General features: G+C 62.5%; 13 protein-coding genes. 5 read left to right on the top strand and 8 right to left on the bottom strand.

The genetic code is table 11. From position 1 onward, the window contains the following. Positions 1-41: 41 nt before the first annotated feature. The 4 genes from dnaK to hrcA are packed head-to-tail and all read right to left on the bottom strand — an operon-like array spanning position 42 to position 5164. Positions 42-1889 (bottom strand): molecular chaperone DnaK, encoded by a 1848-nt coding sequence (gene dnaK, locus QMC81_00610; GenBank protein ID MDI6905973.1) that lies wholly within the window; start codon positions 1887-1889, stop codon positions 42-44. Further along, positions 1889-2551: a nucleotide exchange factor GrpE gene (grpE, locus tag QMC81_00605; protein ID MDI6905972.1), complete on the bottom strand. Its 663-nt coding sequence runs from the start codon at positions 2549-2551 to the stop codon at positions 1889-1891. Before grpE ends, dnaK begins: the two co-directional genes overlap by 1 nt. Continuing rightward, a complete protein-coding gene (locus tag QMC81_00600) occupies positions 2544-4115 on the bottom strand; it encodes a TCP-1/cpn60 chaperonin family protein (protein MDI6905971.1) in 1572 nt (523 codons plus the stop codon). Before QMC81_00600 ends, grpE begins: the two co-directional genes overlap by 8 nt. Before the next feature lie 20 nt (positions 4116-4135). Then, complete coding sequence (hrcA, locus tag QMC81_00595) at positions 4136-5164, bottom strand: heat-inducible transcriptional repressor HrcA (GenBank protein MDI6905970.1); 1029 nt, start codon at positions 5162-5164, stop codon at positions 4136-4138. A 219-nt stretch (positions 5165-5383) separates the two neighbouring features. Here hrcA and QMC81_00590 point away from each other — a divergent pair, with 219 nt between their 5' ends. Next, positions 5384-6400, top strand: coding sequence for a response regulator (locus QMC81_00590; GenBank protein MDI6905969.1), 1017 nt, complete (start codon positions 5384-5386; stop codon positions 6398-6400). Here the strand turns inward: QMC81_00590 and QMC81_00585 are convergent. After that, a complete protein-coding gene (locus QMC81_00585; GenBank protein MDI6905968.1) occupies positions 6370-6723 on the bottom strand; it encodes an Hpt domain-containing protein in 354 nt (117 codons plus the stop codon). The two genes, QMC81_00590 and QMC81_00585, sit on opposite strands and share 31 nt — an antisense overlap. A 51-nt stretch (positions 6724-6774) precedes the next feature. On the opposite strand from QMC81_00585, the gene QMC81_00580 reads away from it, so the two are divergent. Further along, the gene (locus QMC81_00580; GenBank protein ID MDI6905967.1) at positions 6775-9030 is read left to right on the top strand and encodes a CHASE4 domain-containing protein; all 2256 of its coding nucleotides are present in this window, start codon (positions 6775-6777) and stop codon (positions 9028-9030) included. Between the two features lie 4 nt (positions 9031-9034). On the opposite strand, the gene hemW is transcribed toward QMC81_00580, so the two are convergent. Both hemW and lepA read right to left on the bottom strand, forming a co-directional pair. Continuing rightward, entirely contained in the window at positions 9035-10168 is a 1134-nt protein-coding gene (gene hemW / locus QMC81_00575) for a radical SAM family heme chaperone HemW (GenBank protein MDI6905966.1), read from the bottom strand. A gap of 5 nt (positions 10169-10173) precedes the next feature. After that, a complete protein-coding gene (gene lepA, locus QMC81_00570) occupies positions 10174-11982 on the bottom strand; it encodes a translation elongation factor 4 (GenBank protein ID MDI6905965.1) in 1809 nt (602 codons plus the stop codon). 267 nt (positions 11983-12249) lie between these two features. On the opposite strand from lepA, the gene QMC81_00565 reads away from it, so the two are divergent. The 3 genes from QMC81_00565 to QMC81_00555 all read left to right on the top strand — a co-directional run bounded on the left by QMC81_00565 (position 12250) and on the right by QMC81_00555 (position 14535). Further along, complete coding sequence (locus QMC81_00565) at positions 12250-13173, top strand: hypothetical protein (protein ID MDI6905964.1); 924 nt, start codon at positions 12250-12252, stop codon at positions 13171-13173. Between the two features lie 57 nt (positions 13174-13230). Beyond that, positions 13231-14079 (top strand): HIRAN domain-containing protein, encoded by an 849-nt coding sequence (locus QMC81_00560; protein ID MDI6905963.1) that lies wholly within the window; start codon positions 13231-13233, stop codon positions 14077-14079. 174 nt (positions 14080-14253) lie between these two features. Further along, on the top strand, positions 14254-14535 hold the full coding sequence (locus QMC81_00555; GenBank protein ID MDI6905962.1) for a hypothetical protein: 282 nt from the start codon (positions 14254-14256) through the stop codon (positions 14533-14535). A 1218-nt stretch (positions 14536-15753) separates the two neighbouring features. On the opposite strand, the gene QMC81_00550 is transcribed toward QMC81_00555, so the two are convergent. Next, the coding region (locus QMC81_00550; GenBank protein ID MDI6905961.1) for a PD-(D/E)XK motif protein at positions 15754-16168 on the bottom strand (415 nt) is incomplete at its 5' end.

Genomic DNA, 16168 nt, shown 5'->3' with positions numbered 1-16168 from the left:
ACCACAATCGGCCCCCACCGATTTAGCGAGGGGGAGGCGGGCTACTTCACTTCGTAGTCGGCGTCCACCGTCTTGTCGCCGCCGTCCCCCGGCGCGCCGGGTCCGGGCCCGCCCCCGGGCGGCGTGCCCTGGCCCTGCTGGGCCTGCTGCTGCGCCGCCTGCTGGTACATGGCCGCCGTCAACTCGTGCAGGGGCTTCATCATTTCCTCGCTCCCGGCCTTGATGCGCTCGATGTCCTCGCCCTTCAGGGCCTCGCGCAATTCAGCCATCGCCTTCTCCAGCCGCTCGACCTGGCCCGGGTCGGCCTTCCCGCGGTATTCCTTCAGGGTCTTCTCGGCCTGGTAGAGCAGGCTGTCGGCCTGGTTGCGGACCTCGACCTGCTCCTTGCGCTTGCGGTCCTCCTCGGCGTACTTCTCGGCTTCCTTCACCATCCGGTCGATCTCCTCGTCCTTCAGGCCGGTCGAGCCGGTGATGGTGATGCTCTGCGCTTTCCCGGTCCCCAGGTCCTTCGCCGAGACGTTGACGATGCCGTTGGCGTCGATGTCGAAGGTGACCTGGATCTGCGGCACGCCCCGCGGCGCCGGCGGGATGTCGCCGAGGACGAAGCGTCCCAGGGTCTTGTTCCCGGCCGCCATCTGGCGCTCGCCCTGCAGGACGTGGACCTCGACCGTGGTCTGGTTGTCGGCGGCGGTGGTGAAGATCTGGCTCTTCGAAGTGGGGATGGTCGTATTCCGCTCGATGATCTTCGTAAAGACGCCGCCCAGGGTCTCGATGCCCAGCGAGAGCGGGGTCACGTCGAGGAGGACGATGTCCTTGACCTCGCCGGAGAGGACGGCGGCCTGGATGGCGGCGCCTATGGCCACGCACTCGTCCGGGTTGATCCCCTTGTGCGGCTCCTTGCCGAAGAAGCGCCGCACGGCCTCCTGCACGGCCGGCATGCGGGTCGCCCCGCCGACGAGCAGGATCTTGTCGATGTCCTGGGGTTTGAGGCCCGCGTCGGCCATGGCCTGCCGCGTCGGCCCCATCGTCATCTCGATCAGGTCGGAGGTCAGTTCCTCGAACTTGGCCCGGGTCAGGGTCAGGTCCATGTGTTTCGGCCCGCCGGCGTCGGCGGTGATGAAGGGCAAGTTGATGGGTCGCGTGACGACGGTCGAGAGTTCGATCTTCGCCTTCTCGGCCTCCTCCTTCAGCCGCTGCATGGCCATGCGGTCGTTGCGGAGGTCGATCCCGGTGTCCTTCTTAAACTCCGCAACCATCCAGTCGATGATGCGCTGGTCGAAGTCGTCGCCGCCCAGGCGGTTGTTCCCGCTGGTGGCCTTGACCTCGAAGACGCCGTCGCCGAGTTCGAGGATCGAGACGTCGAAGGTGCCGCCCCCGAGGTCGAAGACCAGGATCGTCTGGTCCTCTCCCTTATCCAGGCCGTAGGCCAGGGCGGCCGCCGTCGGCTCGTTGATGATACGCATGACCTCCAGGCCCGCGATCCGCCCGGCGTCCTTGGTCGCCTGCCGCTGGGAATCGCTGAAGTAGGCGGGCACGGTGATGACCGCCTTGGTGACCGGGCCGCCCAGGTAGGCCTCGGCGTCGGCCTTCAGCTTCGCCAGGATCATGGCCGAGATCTCCTGCGGCGTGTACTGCTTGCCGTCAATTGTTACTTTATGATCGGTCCCCATGTGACGTTTAATGGAGGTGACCGTCCGTTCGGGGTTGGACACGGCCTGGCGCTTGGCCACCTGGCCGACCATCCGCTCGCCGGTCTTCGAGAAGCCGACGACCGACGGTGTGGTACGGCCGCCCTCAGCGTTCGGGATAACCGTTACCTCGCCGCCCTCCATCACGGCCACACAGGAGTTCGTCGTCCCCAGGTCGATACCGATGATCTTGGTTGTCATTACTCCGTATTACCTCCCGATTCTGAATCAGATTCGGATTTGGATTTCGCCACTCTAACCATCGCGGGGCGCAGTACGCGGCCCCGGAACAGGTATCCCCGCCGCAGTTCCTCGACCACGGTGTCGTCGGGATGCTCCGTCCCGGTCACCTGGCCCACGGCCTCGTGCCGGGCGGGATCAAAGGCTTGCCCGACGGACGTCAGGGGTTCCAACCCTTGAGCATTGAGGGTTTCCATCAGTTGGCGCCGGATCATGCGCATCCCGGTCAGAAACTGCTCCAGGTCGGCACCCGGGCTGGCCATCGCCAGATCGAAGTTATCCAAAACCGGCAGCAGCGCTTGTGCGAATTCCTCGGCCGCCAGCCGGAACCACTCTTCTTTCTCCTGGCGCGTCCGCCGCCGGAAGTTCTCAAAGTCGGCCTGCAGGCGGAGCATCCGCTGGTGGTACTCCTCGGCCCGCGCCTTTTCCGCGGCGCAGCAGGGCTTCTCCTCCGGCGGCCGTTCGGCCGTATCCCCGGGAGGCACTTCGGGGGCGGCATCCCCTTCGGCTGCCTGCTCCTCGGCCCCGTTCTTCACTTCGGCGTCGTCCGTGCGCTCCACGGCTTCGTTTTCCGGGTCGGGGTCGGCCACCCGCTCTTCCAGCTTATGCTTCTCGTCAGTCATTCGGCTTTACCCCCTTGCCCGCGCCATCTTCCTCTTCCCGCTTCTTGATGATGGTGTCGATGCGCAGGATGGCCTCGGCGATCTCCCCCGCCGCGCGCAATGCGTAAATCTTCACCGGCGCGGGGTCCACGACCCCGGCCTGGAGCATATCAACGACGGCTCCGGTATCGCAGTCGATCCCCATGGAATCGCTGTTGTTTTCCACCTGCGCGGCGATGACATCCCCGATCTTTTCCAGGGGGTTAAAGCCCGCGTTGGTGACAATCTGCGCCAGGGGCCGCTTCAAGGCCTCGACCACACAGTCCACCCCGTAGGCGGCCATGCCCCGGACGCTTTCCCGAACCTTCTCGACCTCACGGGCCGCCCACAGCTCCACGGCCCCGCCTCCCGGGACGATCCCGCCCCGGACCGCGGCCTGAACCGCGCCGGCGGCGTCCTTGGCGATACGCTCGCGCTCGCCGACCACTTCCGCCGTGGCCGCGCCCACCAGGACCGTAGCCATCGCCTTCCCGCCCCCCCGGCGTATCCAGAGGCGTTCCAGCTTCTCGTCATCCTCCACCAGTTTAGCCTTTCCCATGTAGGCCTCCAGATCCTGCGGGGGTTTCTTCAGCGCCGAGCGCTTGATCATCCGCGCCCCGGTATGCTCGGCGGCGCGCCGCAGCTCTTTGTTCAGCACCCGCTGGACGACCATCACCCCGGCGTCGGTGAGGATTTCTTCGGCGATATCGGCCACACCCCGGTCGACCAGGACCAGGCCGACGTCCATCGCCACCAGTTTGGCCAGGTTATCCTTAAACTCCTTCTGCAGCTCCAGGTAACGGGCGAAACCGGATTCGGTGGCCAGGGCCTCTTCCTCGATATCCTCGGGCTCCAGCGCATCGTCGATCACCAGCACCCGGACATTCTTCCTGACACGGGGCATCTGGCGGTTCATGCGCTCCTTGGAAACCATTACCCCGAGGAAGACCTCGTTCTCCGCCCCTTCCTCGGCGATGATCGTATCCGCCAGCTTAAAGTTCGGGTCCTTCAGCTTGGAGGCGCCGATGAGATGGGCGGCCTCGACCACGAGGTCGGCGATGTCGTCGTGCTCCCGCCCGGCCACCAGCGCCACCTGGCGGAGGCGGGGATCGTTCAAACCCGCGACCGGCCGCGCGGCTTGGCGTATGAGTTCCAGGGCGCGGCGCAGGCCCACGCGCAGCCCCTCGATGACCCGCGTCACGGGCACCCCCCGTGAGACCAGCTCTACGCCGGTGGCCACCATCTGCCCGGCCATCACCGTGGCCGTGGTCGTGCCGTCGCCGACCTCCTCTTCCTGGGCGCGGGCGATGTTGATCATCATCCGCGCCGCCGGGTGGTTGGCCTCCATGCGGGTCAGGATGGTCACGCCGTCGTTGGTGATCACCACGTCCCCGAAGCGGTCGACCAGCATCGTGTCCAGGCCCTTGGGGCCCAGAGTGCCCTCCACGCTGGCCGCGATGGCGCGGACGGCGTTGGCGTTCGTCATCAGGGCGCCCAGCCGTTCATTGACCTCGGCGCCCTGGTTGGCTTGCTGTTTAAGACTCAAAAACGATCCCCCTTAAAAGGTCACTCACTGCGGTAGATCCTTTCCAGAACATGGCTGAGCTGCCGGGAAAGGCAGTCAACGACGCTGACGGTCTTCGCGTAGTGCATGCGGGTCGGCCCCAGCACCGCCACCGCGCCCGCGGCGTCGCCCTCAATGGCGTATCCGGCGCAGACCATGCTGCACTCCTGGATGCCTTCGTGCCCGATCTCGTTCCCGATGTGCACCGAGACACCGTGTTCCTCGTGCCCGGCCAGAAGGCTGCAGAGCCGTTCCTCCTGCTCCAGGATGGAAAGCAGCGCCTTCACCTTCTCCACGCTGGAGAACTCGGGCTGGCCGAGCAGGTTTAAAATGCCGCCCAGATAAATTTTGTCCTCTTTTGAAACGCTGCTTTCCTCAATCAGCTCCATTATGGTGTTGACGAGCCCACGGTGGCGCAATAGCTCGACATAGATCTCCCGTAGAAGGGTCAGCCGGATGTCATGCATGTCCAGGCCCTTGATCTTGGCGTTGAAAATACGGGCGATCGTCGCCAGGTCGCACTCCATTACGTGCTCGGGAATTTCCATAAGTGTATGCTGCACCGCCCCGGACTCCAGGACCACGATCAGCAGGGCTTGGCCGGGGGCCATATGGATCAGCTGCACATTGTGGATCTTCGTCCGGCCCAGACGCGGCGTGCTGACCATGGCGGTGTAGTTTGTAAGCCGGGAAAGGAGTTGCCCCGTGTGCTGGATGACCTCGGCCATGCCCTTAACCTTATCCTGAAAACTGACCTGGATCAGGCGGCGCTCTTCCTCGCTAAGCTCCTCCGGCTGCATCAGGTAATCGACATAGTAACGGTAGCCGCGCACAGAGGGGATGCGGCCCGCGGACGTGTGGGGCTGCTCGAGGTAGCCCATCTCCTCCAGGTCCGCCATCTCGTTACGGATGGTCGCCGGGCTGACCCCCATGGAGTACTTGCGGGCAATAGTACGGGAACCCACCGGTTCGGCGGTGGCAATGTAGTCCTGGATGATGGCCCACAGGATCCGCTTCTTGCGCTCGTCCATCCATAACACCTTCTTCCGCTATTAGCACTCTCTCGCGTTGAGTGCTAAACTCCCCGGGAATAAGATAGCACCCCGGTAGGGTGATGTCAATAGTAGCCAGGCGTCGTCAATTTGATCGGCCGCTCCGAAAACACGGTCAATAATGAGAGGAAAAAGATAGCATATGTCGAAGTTAATAAGAAAAGTAAAGACAAACAGTGGATTTAGGGGATTATGCGCATGGAAAGACCCAAGGTACTGATCGTCGATGATCAACAATCCAGCCTTACCCTCCTCAAAGCTCAACTCCAGGAATACGACGTAATCGAGGCCGGCAGCGGAAGACAGGCCCTCAAGAAGATCGCCGAGGAGAAACCGGACCTGATACTCCTCGACGTAATGATGCCCGGCATGGACGGGCACTCAGTGCTTTCCATTGTCAGGAACGCGGAGGAGACACGGTTGACCCCCGTGCTGCTCGTCACCGCCCTGAGCGACCCGGAGGAAAAAGTGAAGTCCCTGGAAAAAGGGGCCGACGACTACATTACCAAACCTTTCAATCCCCTGGAACTGCGCGCCCGCATCAAGTCGCTGCTACGGATCAAGACCCTGCAGACCGAGCTTGAGAACGCCTGTAACACGCTCATCTCTATTGCCTTGGTTCTGGAAGCCAGGGACACATACAGCGTGGACCATTCCCGCCGGACGGCGTTTTACGCCGAAATGCTGGCCCATAAGATCTTCCCCGGAATAAAACCCGCCCACAGGCAGATGCGGATGGCCGGATTACTCCACGATATCGGCAGGGTGGCCATCAAGGACGGCGTCCTTTCGAAGCCTGGTAAACTTGACCCGGAGGAATTCGAGATCGTCAAGAGGCACCCCGTCGCCGGCGAAAGAATCTGTTCACATGTATCCAGCCTCAAGCCCATACTGCCCATCATCAGGCACCATCATGAGAATTTTGACGGCAGCGGCTACCCAGACGGCCTGGCCGGCAGGGAAATCCCCTTCGGCGCACGTATCCTGGCCATCGCCGACGCCTTTGACGCCCTGACCACCGACCGTCCCTACCGCCAGGCCTTTGAACGGCAGACGGCCCTGGAAATCCTGCAAAAGGGCGCCGGTTCGCAGTGGGACCCCCGCTTGGTGGAACAGTTCATTGAACTGGCTGTTAACGGAGCTTTAGCTGAGGAAAAGATGGCCGCCTTCTTCGCGAAGCACAACTACCCGAGCGCGCTTTCATTTAAGCCGTAAAAAATTCTTACCCGCTCCTCTATGTCATCAACGGCTTTTTGCAGGCCGGGCAACAGACTTGCGATCAGCTCCAGGTCCGCCGACCTGGCGCCGTCTTCAAGCGCCATCGCCAACTCGGTCACGGAGTGCATCCGCAGGTTGGCGGATGAGCCCTTTAAGGCGTGGAACCGGCCCCGCAGGGCGTCAAGGTCGGCTGTTTTCAGGGCTTGGTAACATTCCGAGAAGACTTGCGAAGCTTCCTCGAAAAAGGACACAAAGACCGGAACCAGGTCTTCCGGTTCAAGCATAAGCTCACGGGCCACTTCTTTGACACTGTATCCCATTGGTTACACCACCCGCCCCGGTGCTTAGAATTCTAAGGGCGGCCGGCCCCGGTGTCAATAAAACCCGGACAACAGAGAGAAGGTGCCACCCTGACCCTCCGCAGGAAAACACTGGCCATCATCGGCCTCACATTTCTCTGCCTTTTGGCCATCCTGTACGCCGTCGCGCGCGTGATCTTACTGGGCACATCCGCCCAAGTGGAGGCGCAAAACACGGAACTCGGCGTGCAACGGGTCCTTCACGCCCTATCCGACGACCTGTCTGGGTTGCACGGAGCCGCCGGGGACTGGGCCACCTGGGACGACACCTACCGCTTTATTCAAGACCTAAACCCCGGTTACATTAGATCAAACCTGACCTCCACCACCTTTACCGACCTGCGGGTCAACTTCATGCTGTTTGCCGACTCCTCGGGCCGCGTCGTGTGCGCCAAGTTCGCCGACTGGCGGAACAAGAAAGAGGTGCCTCCTCCGCCCACCTTGCCGGACGTGCTCTCTCCATCCAGCCCGCTGTTCAGGCATCCGGACCCCGAAAGCAGCTTGACGGGCTTTATTCTTCTCCCCCGGGGCCCGGTGCTTGTCGCCTCGCGCCCGGTTATCACCAGCGAAGGGGAGGGCCCGGTCCGCGGAGCCCTGGTCATGGGACGCTACCTGGACCGCCGGGAACTGGAGCGGATCGCCCGCGAAACACACGTCGCCCTCGATCTGCGGCGCTTAGACGACCCGTCCCTGCCGGCGGACTTTTCCGCCGCCCTCTCATCCCTCACCGAGGAATCGCCGGTCTGGACCAGGCCGGTCGATGAAGAATCCGTCGCCGGTTACACCGCCCTGAAGGACATCTACGGGAAACCGGTTCTTCTGCTGAAGGTAACCCTGCCCCGCACGATTTACAGACAGGGACAGGCCGGCGTAGGCTACCTCATTTACTCGCTTCTGGTAGTGGGTGTGGTGTTCGGCGTCGTGACAATGGCGCTCCTGGAGAGGACGGTCCTGGCCCGGCTGGCCCAGTTGAACGCCAGCGTCCGTAGGATCAGCGCCACGGGGGACCTTTCGGCGCGGCTGCCCGTCTCCGGCAAGGACGAACTGGCCCAGCTCTCAGGAGTCGTAAACGGCATGCTGGAGAAACTGGAGAGGTCGCACCGCGAACTGCAGAAGGCGAAAGAGGCCGCCGAGGCCGCGGACCGGGCGAAAAGCGCGTTCCTGGCCAACATGAGCCATGAGATCCGCACCCCGATGACCGCCGTAATCGGCATGACCGACCTGCTGCTTGACACCGGGCTTACGCCCGAGCAGAGGGAACTGGCCGCCGTCACACGGAGTTCCGCCCAATCACTGGTGACGATCATCGACGACATCCTGGATTTCTCCAAGATCGAAGCCGGGAAGCTGGCGCTCGAGAAGGTTGATTTTGAAATACGGCCGCTCCTTGAGAGCGCCGCCGGGCTGTTGTCGTGGAAGGCACGCGAAAAAGGGCTCTCCTTAAGGATCACCGTGGACCCCGATGTCCCGGAATGGCTGCGCGGGGACCCGGGTCGCCTGCGCCAGGTCCTGCTGAATCTTCTCGGCAACGCCGTCAAATTCACCGACCATGGCGGGGTAACGGCAAAGGCGGTCCTTGAGGCCGCCGATGAGAAGCAGGTCACGCTACGCTTCGAGGTGAGCGATACGGGCATCGGCCTGCCCGAAGCCGCCCGGGAGTACGTTTTCGAGCCCTTCACCCAGGCGGACGGTTCGACCACCCGCAAGTACGGGGGCACGGGTTTGGGCCTTTCGATCTGCAGGCGCCTGGTGGAGTTGATGGGCGGGACCATCGGCCTGGAAAGCGTGGAGGGGCAGGGCTCCACCTTCTGGTTCACGGTGCCCCTGGAGCGCTCCGAAGGGAAGCGGGAACATCCTGTCACGGCGCCGGCGGCGTCGCTCCCGCCGGTCCCACCCGGGAGCGGCCCGGTCCTCCTGGCGGAGGACAACCCGGCCAACCGGAGACTGATATCTTTACTGCTCGGGAAAATGGGGTTGGAGGTCCATGCCGTGGCCAACGGCCGGGAAGCGGTGGAGGCCGTTTCGTTAAAACCCTATGCACTGGTCCTGATGGACTGCCAAATGCCCGGGATGGACGGATTCGAGGCCACGGCGGCCATTCGTGAGCTGGAATCCGCCACCGGGCGCCGCGTGCCGATCATCGCCCTTACCGCGAACGCGTTAAAAGGCGACCGGGAGAAGTGCATCGCCGCCGGGATGGACGACTACCTGTCCAAGCCCGTCGACGCAGAAAAACTGCGCGCCGCCGTCCGGCCGTGGCTGTCTTGAAGGACTATATGAAAGCCGCGAACGCCTCGTTGGCCAGCGGCAGGCCGCGCCCGGTCAGGCGCAGGGCGTCCGGCGTCAGTTCCACCAGGCCCTTGGCCTCAAGCCCGGCGATCTCGGGCCCGAAGACCGCGGTAACGTCCCGCCCGAAGCGCGCCGCGAAGCGCGCCCGGGACAGGCCGGCGATCAGCCGCAGGCCGAGAAAGACGGTCTCGGCCATCCGCGCCCGCTCGTCCGGGACTTCGGTCTCCGCCGCCGGCAGTTCGCCGGCGAAGAGGCGCGACGCGTAGGCCAGCAGGTCCTTTTCGTTGGTCGTCCGCCGGCCGTCAAGGTGGGAGCAGGCCGCCGGGCCGTAACCGGCGTAGGGGCCGTTCGCCCAGTAGTTCAGATTGTGCCGGCACTCGTATCCGGGACGGGCGAAGTTCGAGATCTCGTAGTGCACAAAGCCGGCCCGGCGCAGGGCATCGCGCAGCGTCTGGTACATTTCCAGTTCCAGTTCCTCGTCGGCCGGGGCCAGTTCCCCCCGCGCCACGGCCTCGCCCAGGGGGGTTTCCGGGTGGATCTCCAGGGCGTAGGCGGCGATATGCTCCGGCGCCAGGTCCAGCGCCGTCTCCAGCGTCTCCTCCCAGTCGGCCGGGGTCTGCCCCGGGAGGCCGTAGATCAGGTCCAGGTTCAGGTTGGCGAAGCCCGCCGCCCGCGCCAGGCGCACGGCCTCCGCCACGTCCCGGGCGCGGTGCGCGCGCCCCAGCATGTCCAGGAGGCGGTCCTGGGCGGCCTGCATTCCCAGGCTCAGGCGGTTCACGCCCCCCTCCCGCAGCGCGGCCAGCTTCTCCCCGTCCACCGTCCCCGGGTTGGCCTCGACCGTCACCTCAACGTCATCGCCGAAGTGGTGGTGGCGCCGCAGTTCGTCCAGCATGCCGGCCAGCACCTGCCCCGGCAGGGTGGTCGGCGTTCCGCCGCCGAAGAACACCGTCCGCACCACCGGGTACTCCGCCCCCTCGGTACGCAGGGTGATTTCCCGCGCCAGCGCCCGCAGGTAGAGGTCGGCGTCGATGCGGTCGAACTGGGACGAGACGAAGTCGCAATAGTGGCACTTCCGCAGGCAGAAGGGGACATGGACGTACAGGCCGAAGCCTTCCATAATACTTATTTCTCCTCGATACTCAGCACGGCCATGAACGCCTCCTGCGGGATCTCGACGTTGCCGACCTGCTTCATGCGCTTCTTGCCTTCCTTCTGCTTCTCCAAAAGCTTGCGCTTGCGCGTCACATCACCGCCGTAGCACTTGGCCAGCACGTTCTTGCGCAGCGCCTTGATCGTCTCGCGGGCGATGACCCGCTGGCCGACGGCGGCCTGCACCGGGATCTCGAAGAGTTGCCGCGGAATGAGCTGCCGCAGCCGCTCCACCAGGCCCTTCGCCCGGTAATAGGCGCGGTCGCGGTGCACGATAAAGGAAAGGGCGTCCAGGGGCTCCCCGGCCACCAGGATGTCCACCCGCACCAGGTCGGCCTCCCGGAAGCCCTTGAACTCGTAGTCCAGCGAGGCGTAACCCCGCGTGGAAGACTTCAGGCGGTCGAAGAAGTCGTAAATGATCTCGGCCAGCGGCATGTCATAGGTCAGCATGACCCGCTGGGCGCTGATGTACTCCATATTGCGGAAGGTGCCCCGCCGGTCCTGGCAGAGTTCCATCACCGGCCCCACGAACTCCTTCGGCAGCATGATCGTTGCCTGCACATAGGGCTCGGACATCGCCGCGATCTCCCCCGCCGGCGGCAGGTCGGACGGGTTCTGGATCTCCAGTTCCTCCCCGTTCGTCTTCGTAACCCGGTAGACCACGCTCGGGGCGGTGGTGATCAGTTCCAGGCCGTATTCCCGCTCCAGCCGCTCCTGGATGATCTCCATGTGCAAAAGCCCCAGGAAGCCACAGCGGAACCCGAAACCCAGGGCGATCGAGGTCTCGGGCTCGAAGGCCAAAGCGGCGTCGTTCAGCGAGAGCTTCTCCAGGGCGTCGCGCAGGCGGTCGAATTCGTTCGTCTCCACCGGGTAGAGGCCGCAGTAGACCATCGGCTTCGCCGGACGGTAGCCCGGCAGGGGCGCCGCGGCCGGGCGCCGGGCGTCGGTCACCGTGTCCCCCACCCGGCAGTCCTTCACGTTCTTGATCCCCGCGGCGATGAAGCCCACCTCCCCGGCCGACAGCTCGTCCACGGCCACCGGCGCCGGGCGGAAGATGCCCACGTCCGAAACCTCGAAGTCCTTCCCGCTGCCCATCAGGCGGACCGGCATGCCCTTCCTGATCCGCCCCTCCATCACCCGCACGTAAGCGATGACCCCGCGGTAGGAGTCGTAGTGGGAGTCGAAGATCAGCGCCCGCAGGGGGTCCCCCGCGCCGCCCCGCGGCGGCGGGATCTCCCGCACGATGCGCTCCAGGATCTCCGGCACGCCGGCGCCGGTCTTCGCCGAGGCCGGGACGGCCATCTCGCCGTCCAGGCCGATGACGTCCTCCAGTTCCCGCCGGATGCGGTCCGGCTCGGCGCTCGGCAGGTCGATCTTATTGATCACCGGGATGATCGCCAGGTCGTGGTCCAGGGCCAGGTAAACGTTGGCCAGCGTCTGCGCCTCGATGCCCTGCGAGGCGTCGATAACCAGCAGCGCCCCCTCGCAGGCCGCCAGGCTGCGCGAGACCTCGTAGGAAAAGTCCACGTGCCCGGGGGTGTCGATGAGGTTCAACTGGTACTCCCTTCCGTCGGCGGCGCGGTAGGACAGGCGCACCGCCTGCAGCTTGATCGTGATCCCCCGCTCCCGCTCCAGGTCCATCTGGTCCAGGACCTGGTCCTGCATCTCCCGCGCCGAGAGGGCGCCGGTGTACTCCAGCAGGCGGTCGGCGAGGGTGGACTTCCCGTGGTCGATATGGGCGATGATACAGAAGTTCCGGATGCGTTCCTGCTCCATTTGCATAACACCCCACGTTATTATAGCACCGGCGCGGGGCGGGCAAAAGACGCAAACGCCCCGGACTCGGCCGTCGCCTGAATGGCGGTTTGTTTTGAGACGATGGTTTTTCCGGCATACCGCCAGCATATGACGGGGTATTCGTGCTACCCTCAGGCTGGACCCGAGGATTCGGGGGAGGCCCGGGCACCGGGGTCTGCAAGAGATAGGGCGATCGGCACGGGACGCGTGCCGTCCAAGGTGTGCGGACATCGTCGCGGGAGGGGGAAACCCATGCGAAGTTTCTTGACGAAAAGACGGCCTCTTCTGACGCTCCTGCTGATCCTGATACTGACTGCTCCGGTGAGGGCCTCGGCTTCCGCCGGCCCGGCGGCCCCGGATCCAGAACTCATTGTCAAAGACTACAGGTGGCACGACCAACAAGGCCGGGAATGGACATGGAAAGTGCCCATCTCCGCGGAAATGTACCGGTATTACGGCAACCAGCCGAGGATTCACGAACGTGTTCTGAACGAATATGTGGAGCAACTCAGGAATCTCAAGCAACAAACGGCCGAATTGCAGCGTTACACAGAGTTCTGGTATCGACAGTGCCAGATCCAGCCAGGGGATTCCTACCATACAGCACTGCAAAAGTACCAGACATACTTGAGTGCCTACAGGGAAGCTCAGCGCAATCTAACCAGGATTCAGCTGGAATACCTCACACTGAAGCAATCGTACCAAACAGCAGCTTACCGGCAGATGCTTGACGGATATGTGCCTTACGTGGCGGAAAACAGTGAACTGGTAAGAAGCTTAGCCGAAGCAATTGCCGAAAAGGCACCCCGGACTCCGAGAGGAGAAATAGAGTTTGCAGCCTGCTTCGTCCAGGAAGCGATACCCTACCGGAGTGAAAAAGGAGAGTATCCCAGGTATCCGGTCGAAACGCTGGTGGACGGCGGGGATTGCGAGGACAAGTCCGTCCTTCTTGCCGCAGTTCTCAGGGCGATGGGTTACAGGACGGCGCTTCTGCTTTTCAACGACAACCCCGGGCACATGGCCGTAGGAGTCGAGTGCGCGGGCTGTCCGGGCAGCTATTACCAGAAAGACGGGGTCAACTACTTTTACCTTGAATCGACACACCCCGGTTGGTCAGTCGGCGAGATACCACCGGAATTTCAGAAGAAAGGCGCGCTGGTCTATGTCATCCCGTGAAACCACGGGAAGTTCCTTAACGGCAACCAAATCAAAATCCGGGGAGGCGTTGTGCAGATGTTCAGTCTGGAGACGGTAATCGGAATGTCCAACCCGTTGGGACAAAGCGGTACCGTCCTGCGCAGCCGGCTGTCATTCCTGGGCGAGCGTGAATTTCACGCAGACATCGCGGAGGAACGGCTCAAGCCGCGGCTGCTGACCCCCGCGGACATGCAGCGCCACGCCCTGCGGGTGGCCGGCCGGGGAGAGCGGGCGGAGTACTGGCCCGAGGTCCAGGGCTTCTTCGTCGGCTGGCCGGACGGGAGTTGGGAGCACGCCGGCGCCTGCGCCCTGGCCGCCGGCCTGTCCGCCGCCGCGGCCCACGCCTTCGCCGGCGCCCCGGCCATGGCCCTAAGCCTGCTGGGCGACCTGGCACCCGGGCACAGCGCCTCCCTGCTGCTCCAGCGTCTTCTCGCGCCCGAAATGCGGGCCAACCTGCTGGCCGAGCACCTCTGCGGCAACATGCGCGGCGAGGACCGCGACGGCGGCGACGGACCGCCGGACACCCTGGCGAACCCCGCCTTCTGGGGGCTGCCGCCCCGCGACCCGCGGGAGATCTACGCCGGCCCGTCCTTCTACGTCCACCCGGCCGGACTCACCCACGGCCGCCGCGCCCTCGCCCTGCCCTTCTTGACCGTGGGCCAGGAGGTCGTCCTCGAAGCCGAACCCCACAACCCCCACGACCCGCAGGCCGTCCACCTCTGGACCGCTAACGGCGGCGACCTGGGCTACCTGCCCATGGCCATCGCCGCCACCGTGGCCTTCCACCTGCGCCGCGGCGCGGCCTACCGGGGGCGGATCGCCCTCGTCCGCCCCAACGACCCCGTAGCCTACCGCCGCCTGTCGCTGTGGATCGAGCGGGGGTAGCGGACGTGTCTTGTTTGAAGGAACTTGGAGAAGATTGGCGAATATAGCTGTAACACCCTGACGATTGATCAACGGTGAGGAGGCAGTAACAGTGAAGCAGGAGATCGATAATCATGGAGAGTTCCCCAATGCAGGTTAGATCCCCAGGACCGAGCTCTGCAGGGAGGGTTGGGAGTGGAAGGTATCAAAATAATCGAGCTGCTGGAGCAGCACGTTCTCAATATGATGCAAGAGCTGGATCAGTGCCAGCCTGGAGGGCCTGGAACCACTAATAAAGAGATAGAGCTGGTGGCTGGACTCGCGTTAAACTTACCTGACCAGGATGGCTGGCTAACCTGGTCTATCCTGCAGAGCCTCTTGAGGAAAGGACTTGTTGAGGCTGTTGCGACCCGGCACGGTAAGGTTACCCGCCACAGGTACCGCCTCTCATCGCCGTCAAGCGCTCTAGGTGAATGAACTTCAGCAGCCAGGCAGGCCAAGTGCCAAATTACACGGTAAGCGATAGGCTTTTGCCTTTCTAGTGTTGGCGTAACCTTATAAAGCTCAAGGACCAACGTCGCCTTATCCCCATTTCTCGGCAAAGAAAGCGTTACTATCAATGCCATCTTGTGTTCGGCTAGGAAGTCTAACACTCGCCATGACCTAGGACCAGATTTTTCTCTTTGGCTGATTGCACGAGGATGCTGGCCGCCTCGGTCTGAATCCAGCACTTCATCTGGCCAAGCGTCAAAGTCCAAGCGAGGCCTTGTAAGCCAACTTCGACCAATGGCTTGCGTCGTAGGTTGTCGCAACATAAGTGGCCGCCCAACTCATCACCCAGCATCCGGAGTACACAGAAGCCGAATCTTCCTTAATTAAGTGTTGTTGGGACGTCTAGCACACCAAATAGCTACTGGATTGCCAGACTTTTTAACTACCATCATTGTTTTCGGTATTCGCACAGGGAGCTTATCTCGCAACTACCGCAATCAGGGCGAACAGGTCGGCACACCTGGGCCGCGAAGTCCAAAAGACCATAAGAATACTCAATACAATAACTCGTAGGTACGTGTCTGGTCACGAGTTCAATAAACTGCTTCCGCCGGCGCGTTTCCGGGGTTGCTTGCAAACCGTATAGCCGGCACAGAATCCTGACTACGTTCGCGTCCACAATCACATCCGGTATGCCGAAACCAAATATCCTAATCGCGGCTGCGATGTACATTCCAATTCCCGGCACTGCCAGCAACTCTTTCCGGCCCGATGGGATTTCACCACAATACTTATTGACCAGATGTTCTAAACCAGCTTTAAAACATTGAAGACGACAATTTCGCCCCAGAGACCACATTGCCGATTTTGCTTCTTCAAAACACTCATTTAGTGTCTTAATGTCGGGATATTGGGACACAAGATAGCGGAACACCGGTTCAACCTGATCCGCACGGGTTCGTTGCAGAAGCATTTCGCATAGATAGACCCTGAACGGAGTCCGCTGTTGACGCCAGGGATAATCCCGTCCCCGGTTAACATAATACCAAATCAGGAATTGGACAATCTCTGTCACCTTGCCAGCGTGCACACCTGCTCTAATCCTTCTTCCTTCAAAGAGTTGGGTCCATCAGAAACCATCATGATGGTGGCGGAATGGACGCCAAGTCACTGTGGTGTCCTGTACGAGCGACCGTCACAATCTCACGGCTCCAAGTTGATACCTGGTTCGGTGGGAGACTTGCCAACACAGAGATGAGGGCATATTTCCAGGTTTATTTCATACTCTACCCTCTCGACACCTCGGGGCAGACCACCACTGAAGGACGACGTTGACAGGCGCGGGAATCCCGTTTCCACCAGGTAAAGTCGCTCACTGACCACCCTGAACCTTGTCTGCGAATAACGCTCAGCATAGAGGGGAGAATATCCAGCTTGAGCCAGTCGCTCCTCATACAAATCCAATAACTCCGGTTTATTGGTCAACAGGCCCCCGATACGCTGTATAAGTGACACCAAAGAGTTGGATGAAGCGGGTTCCTCTCGGATGCGAAGGCTATACAGGTAGAGCCTTCCGTTTTCTGGATGGTCAAGTTGATCCAGACCGTTAATATGATGC

The sequence above is a fragment of the Thermoanaerobacterales bacterium genome, from assembly GCA_030019475.1.
Classification (GTDB): domain Bacteria; phylum Bacillota; class Desulfotomaculia; order Desulfotomaculales; family JASEER01; genus JASEER01.
Note: the sequence above shows the minus strand (reverse complement) of the source record. Positions and strands in the feature narration are given on the sequence as shown.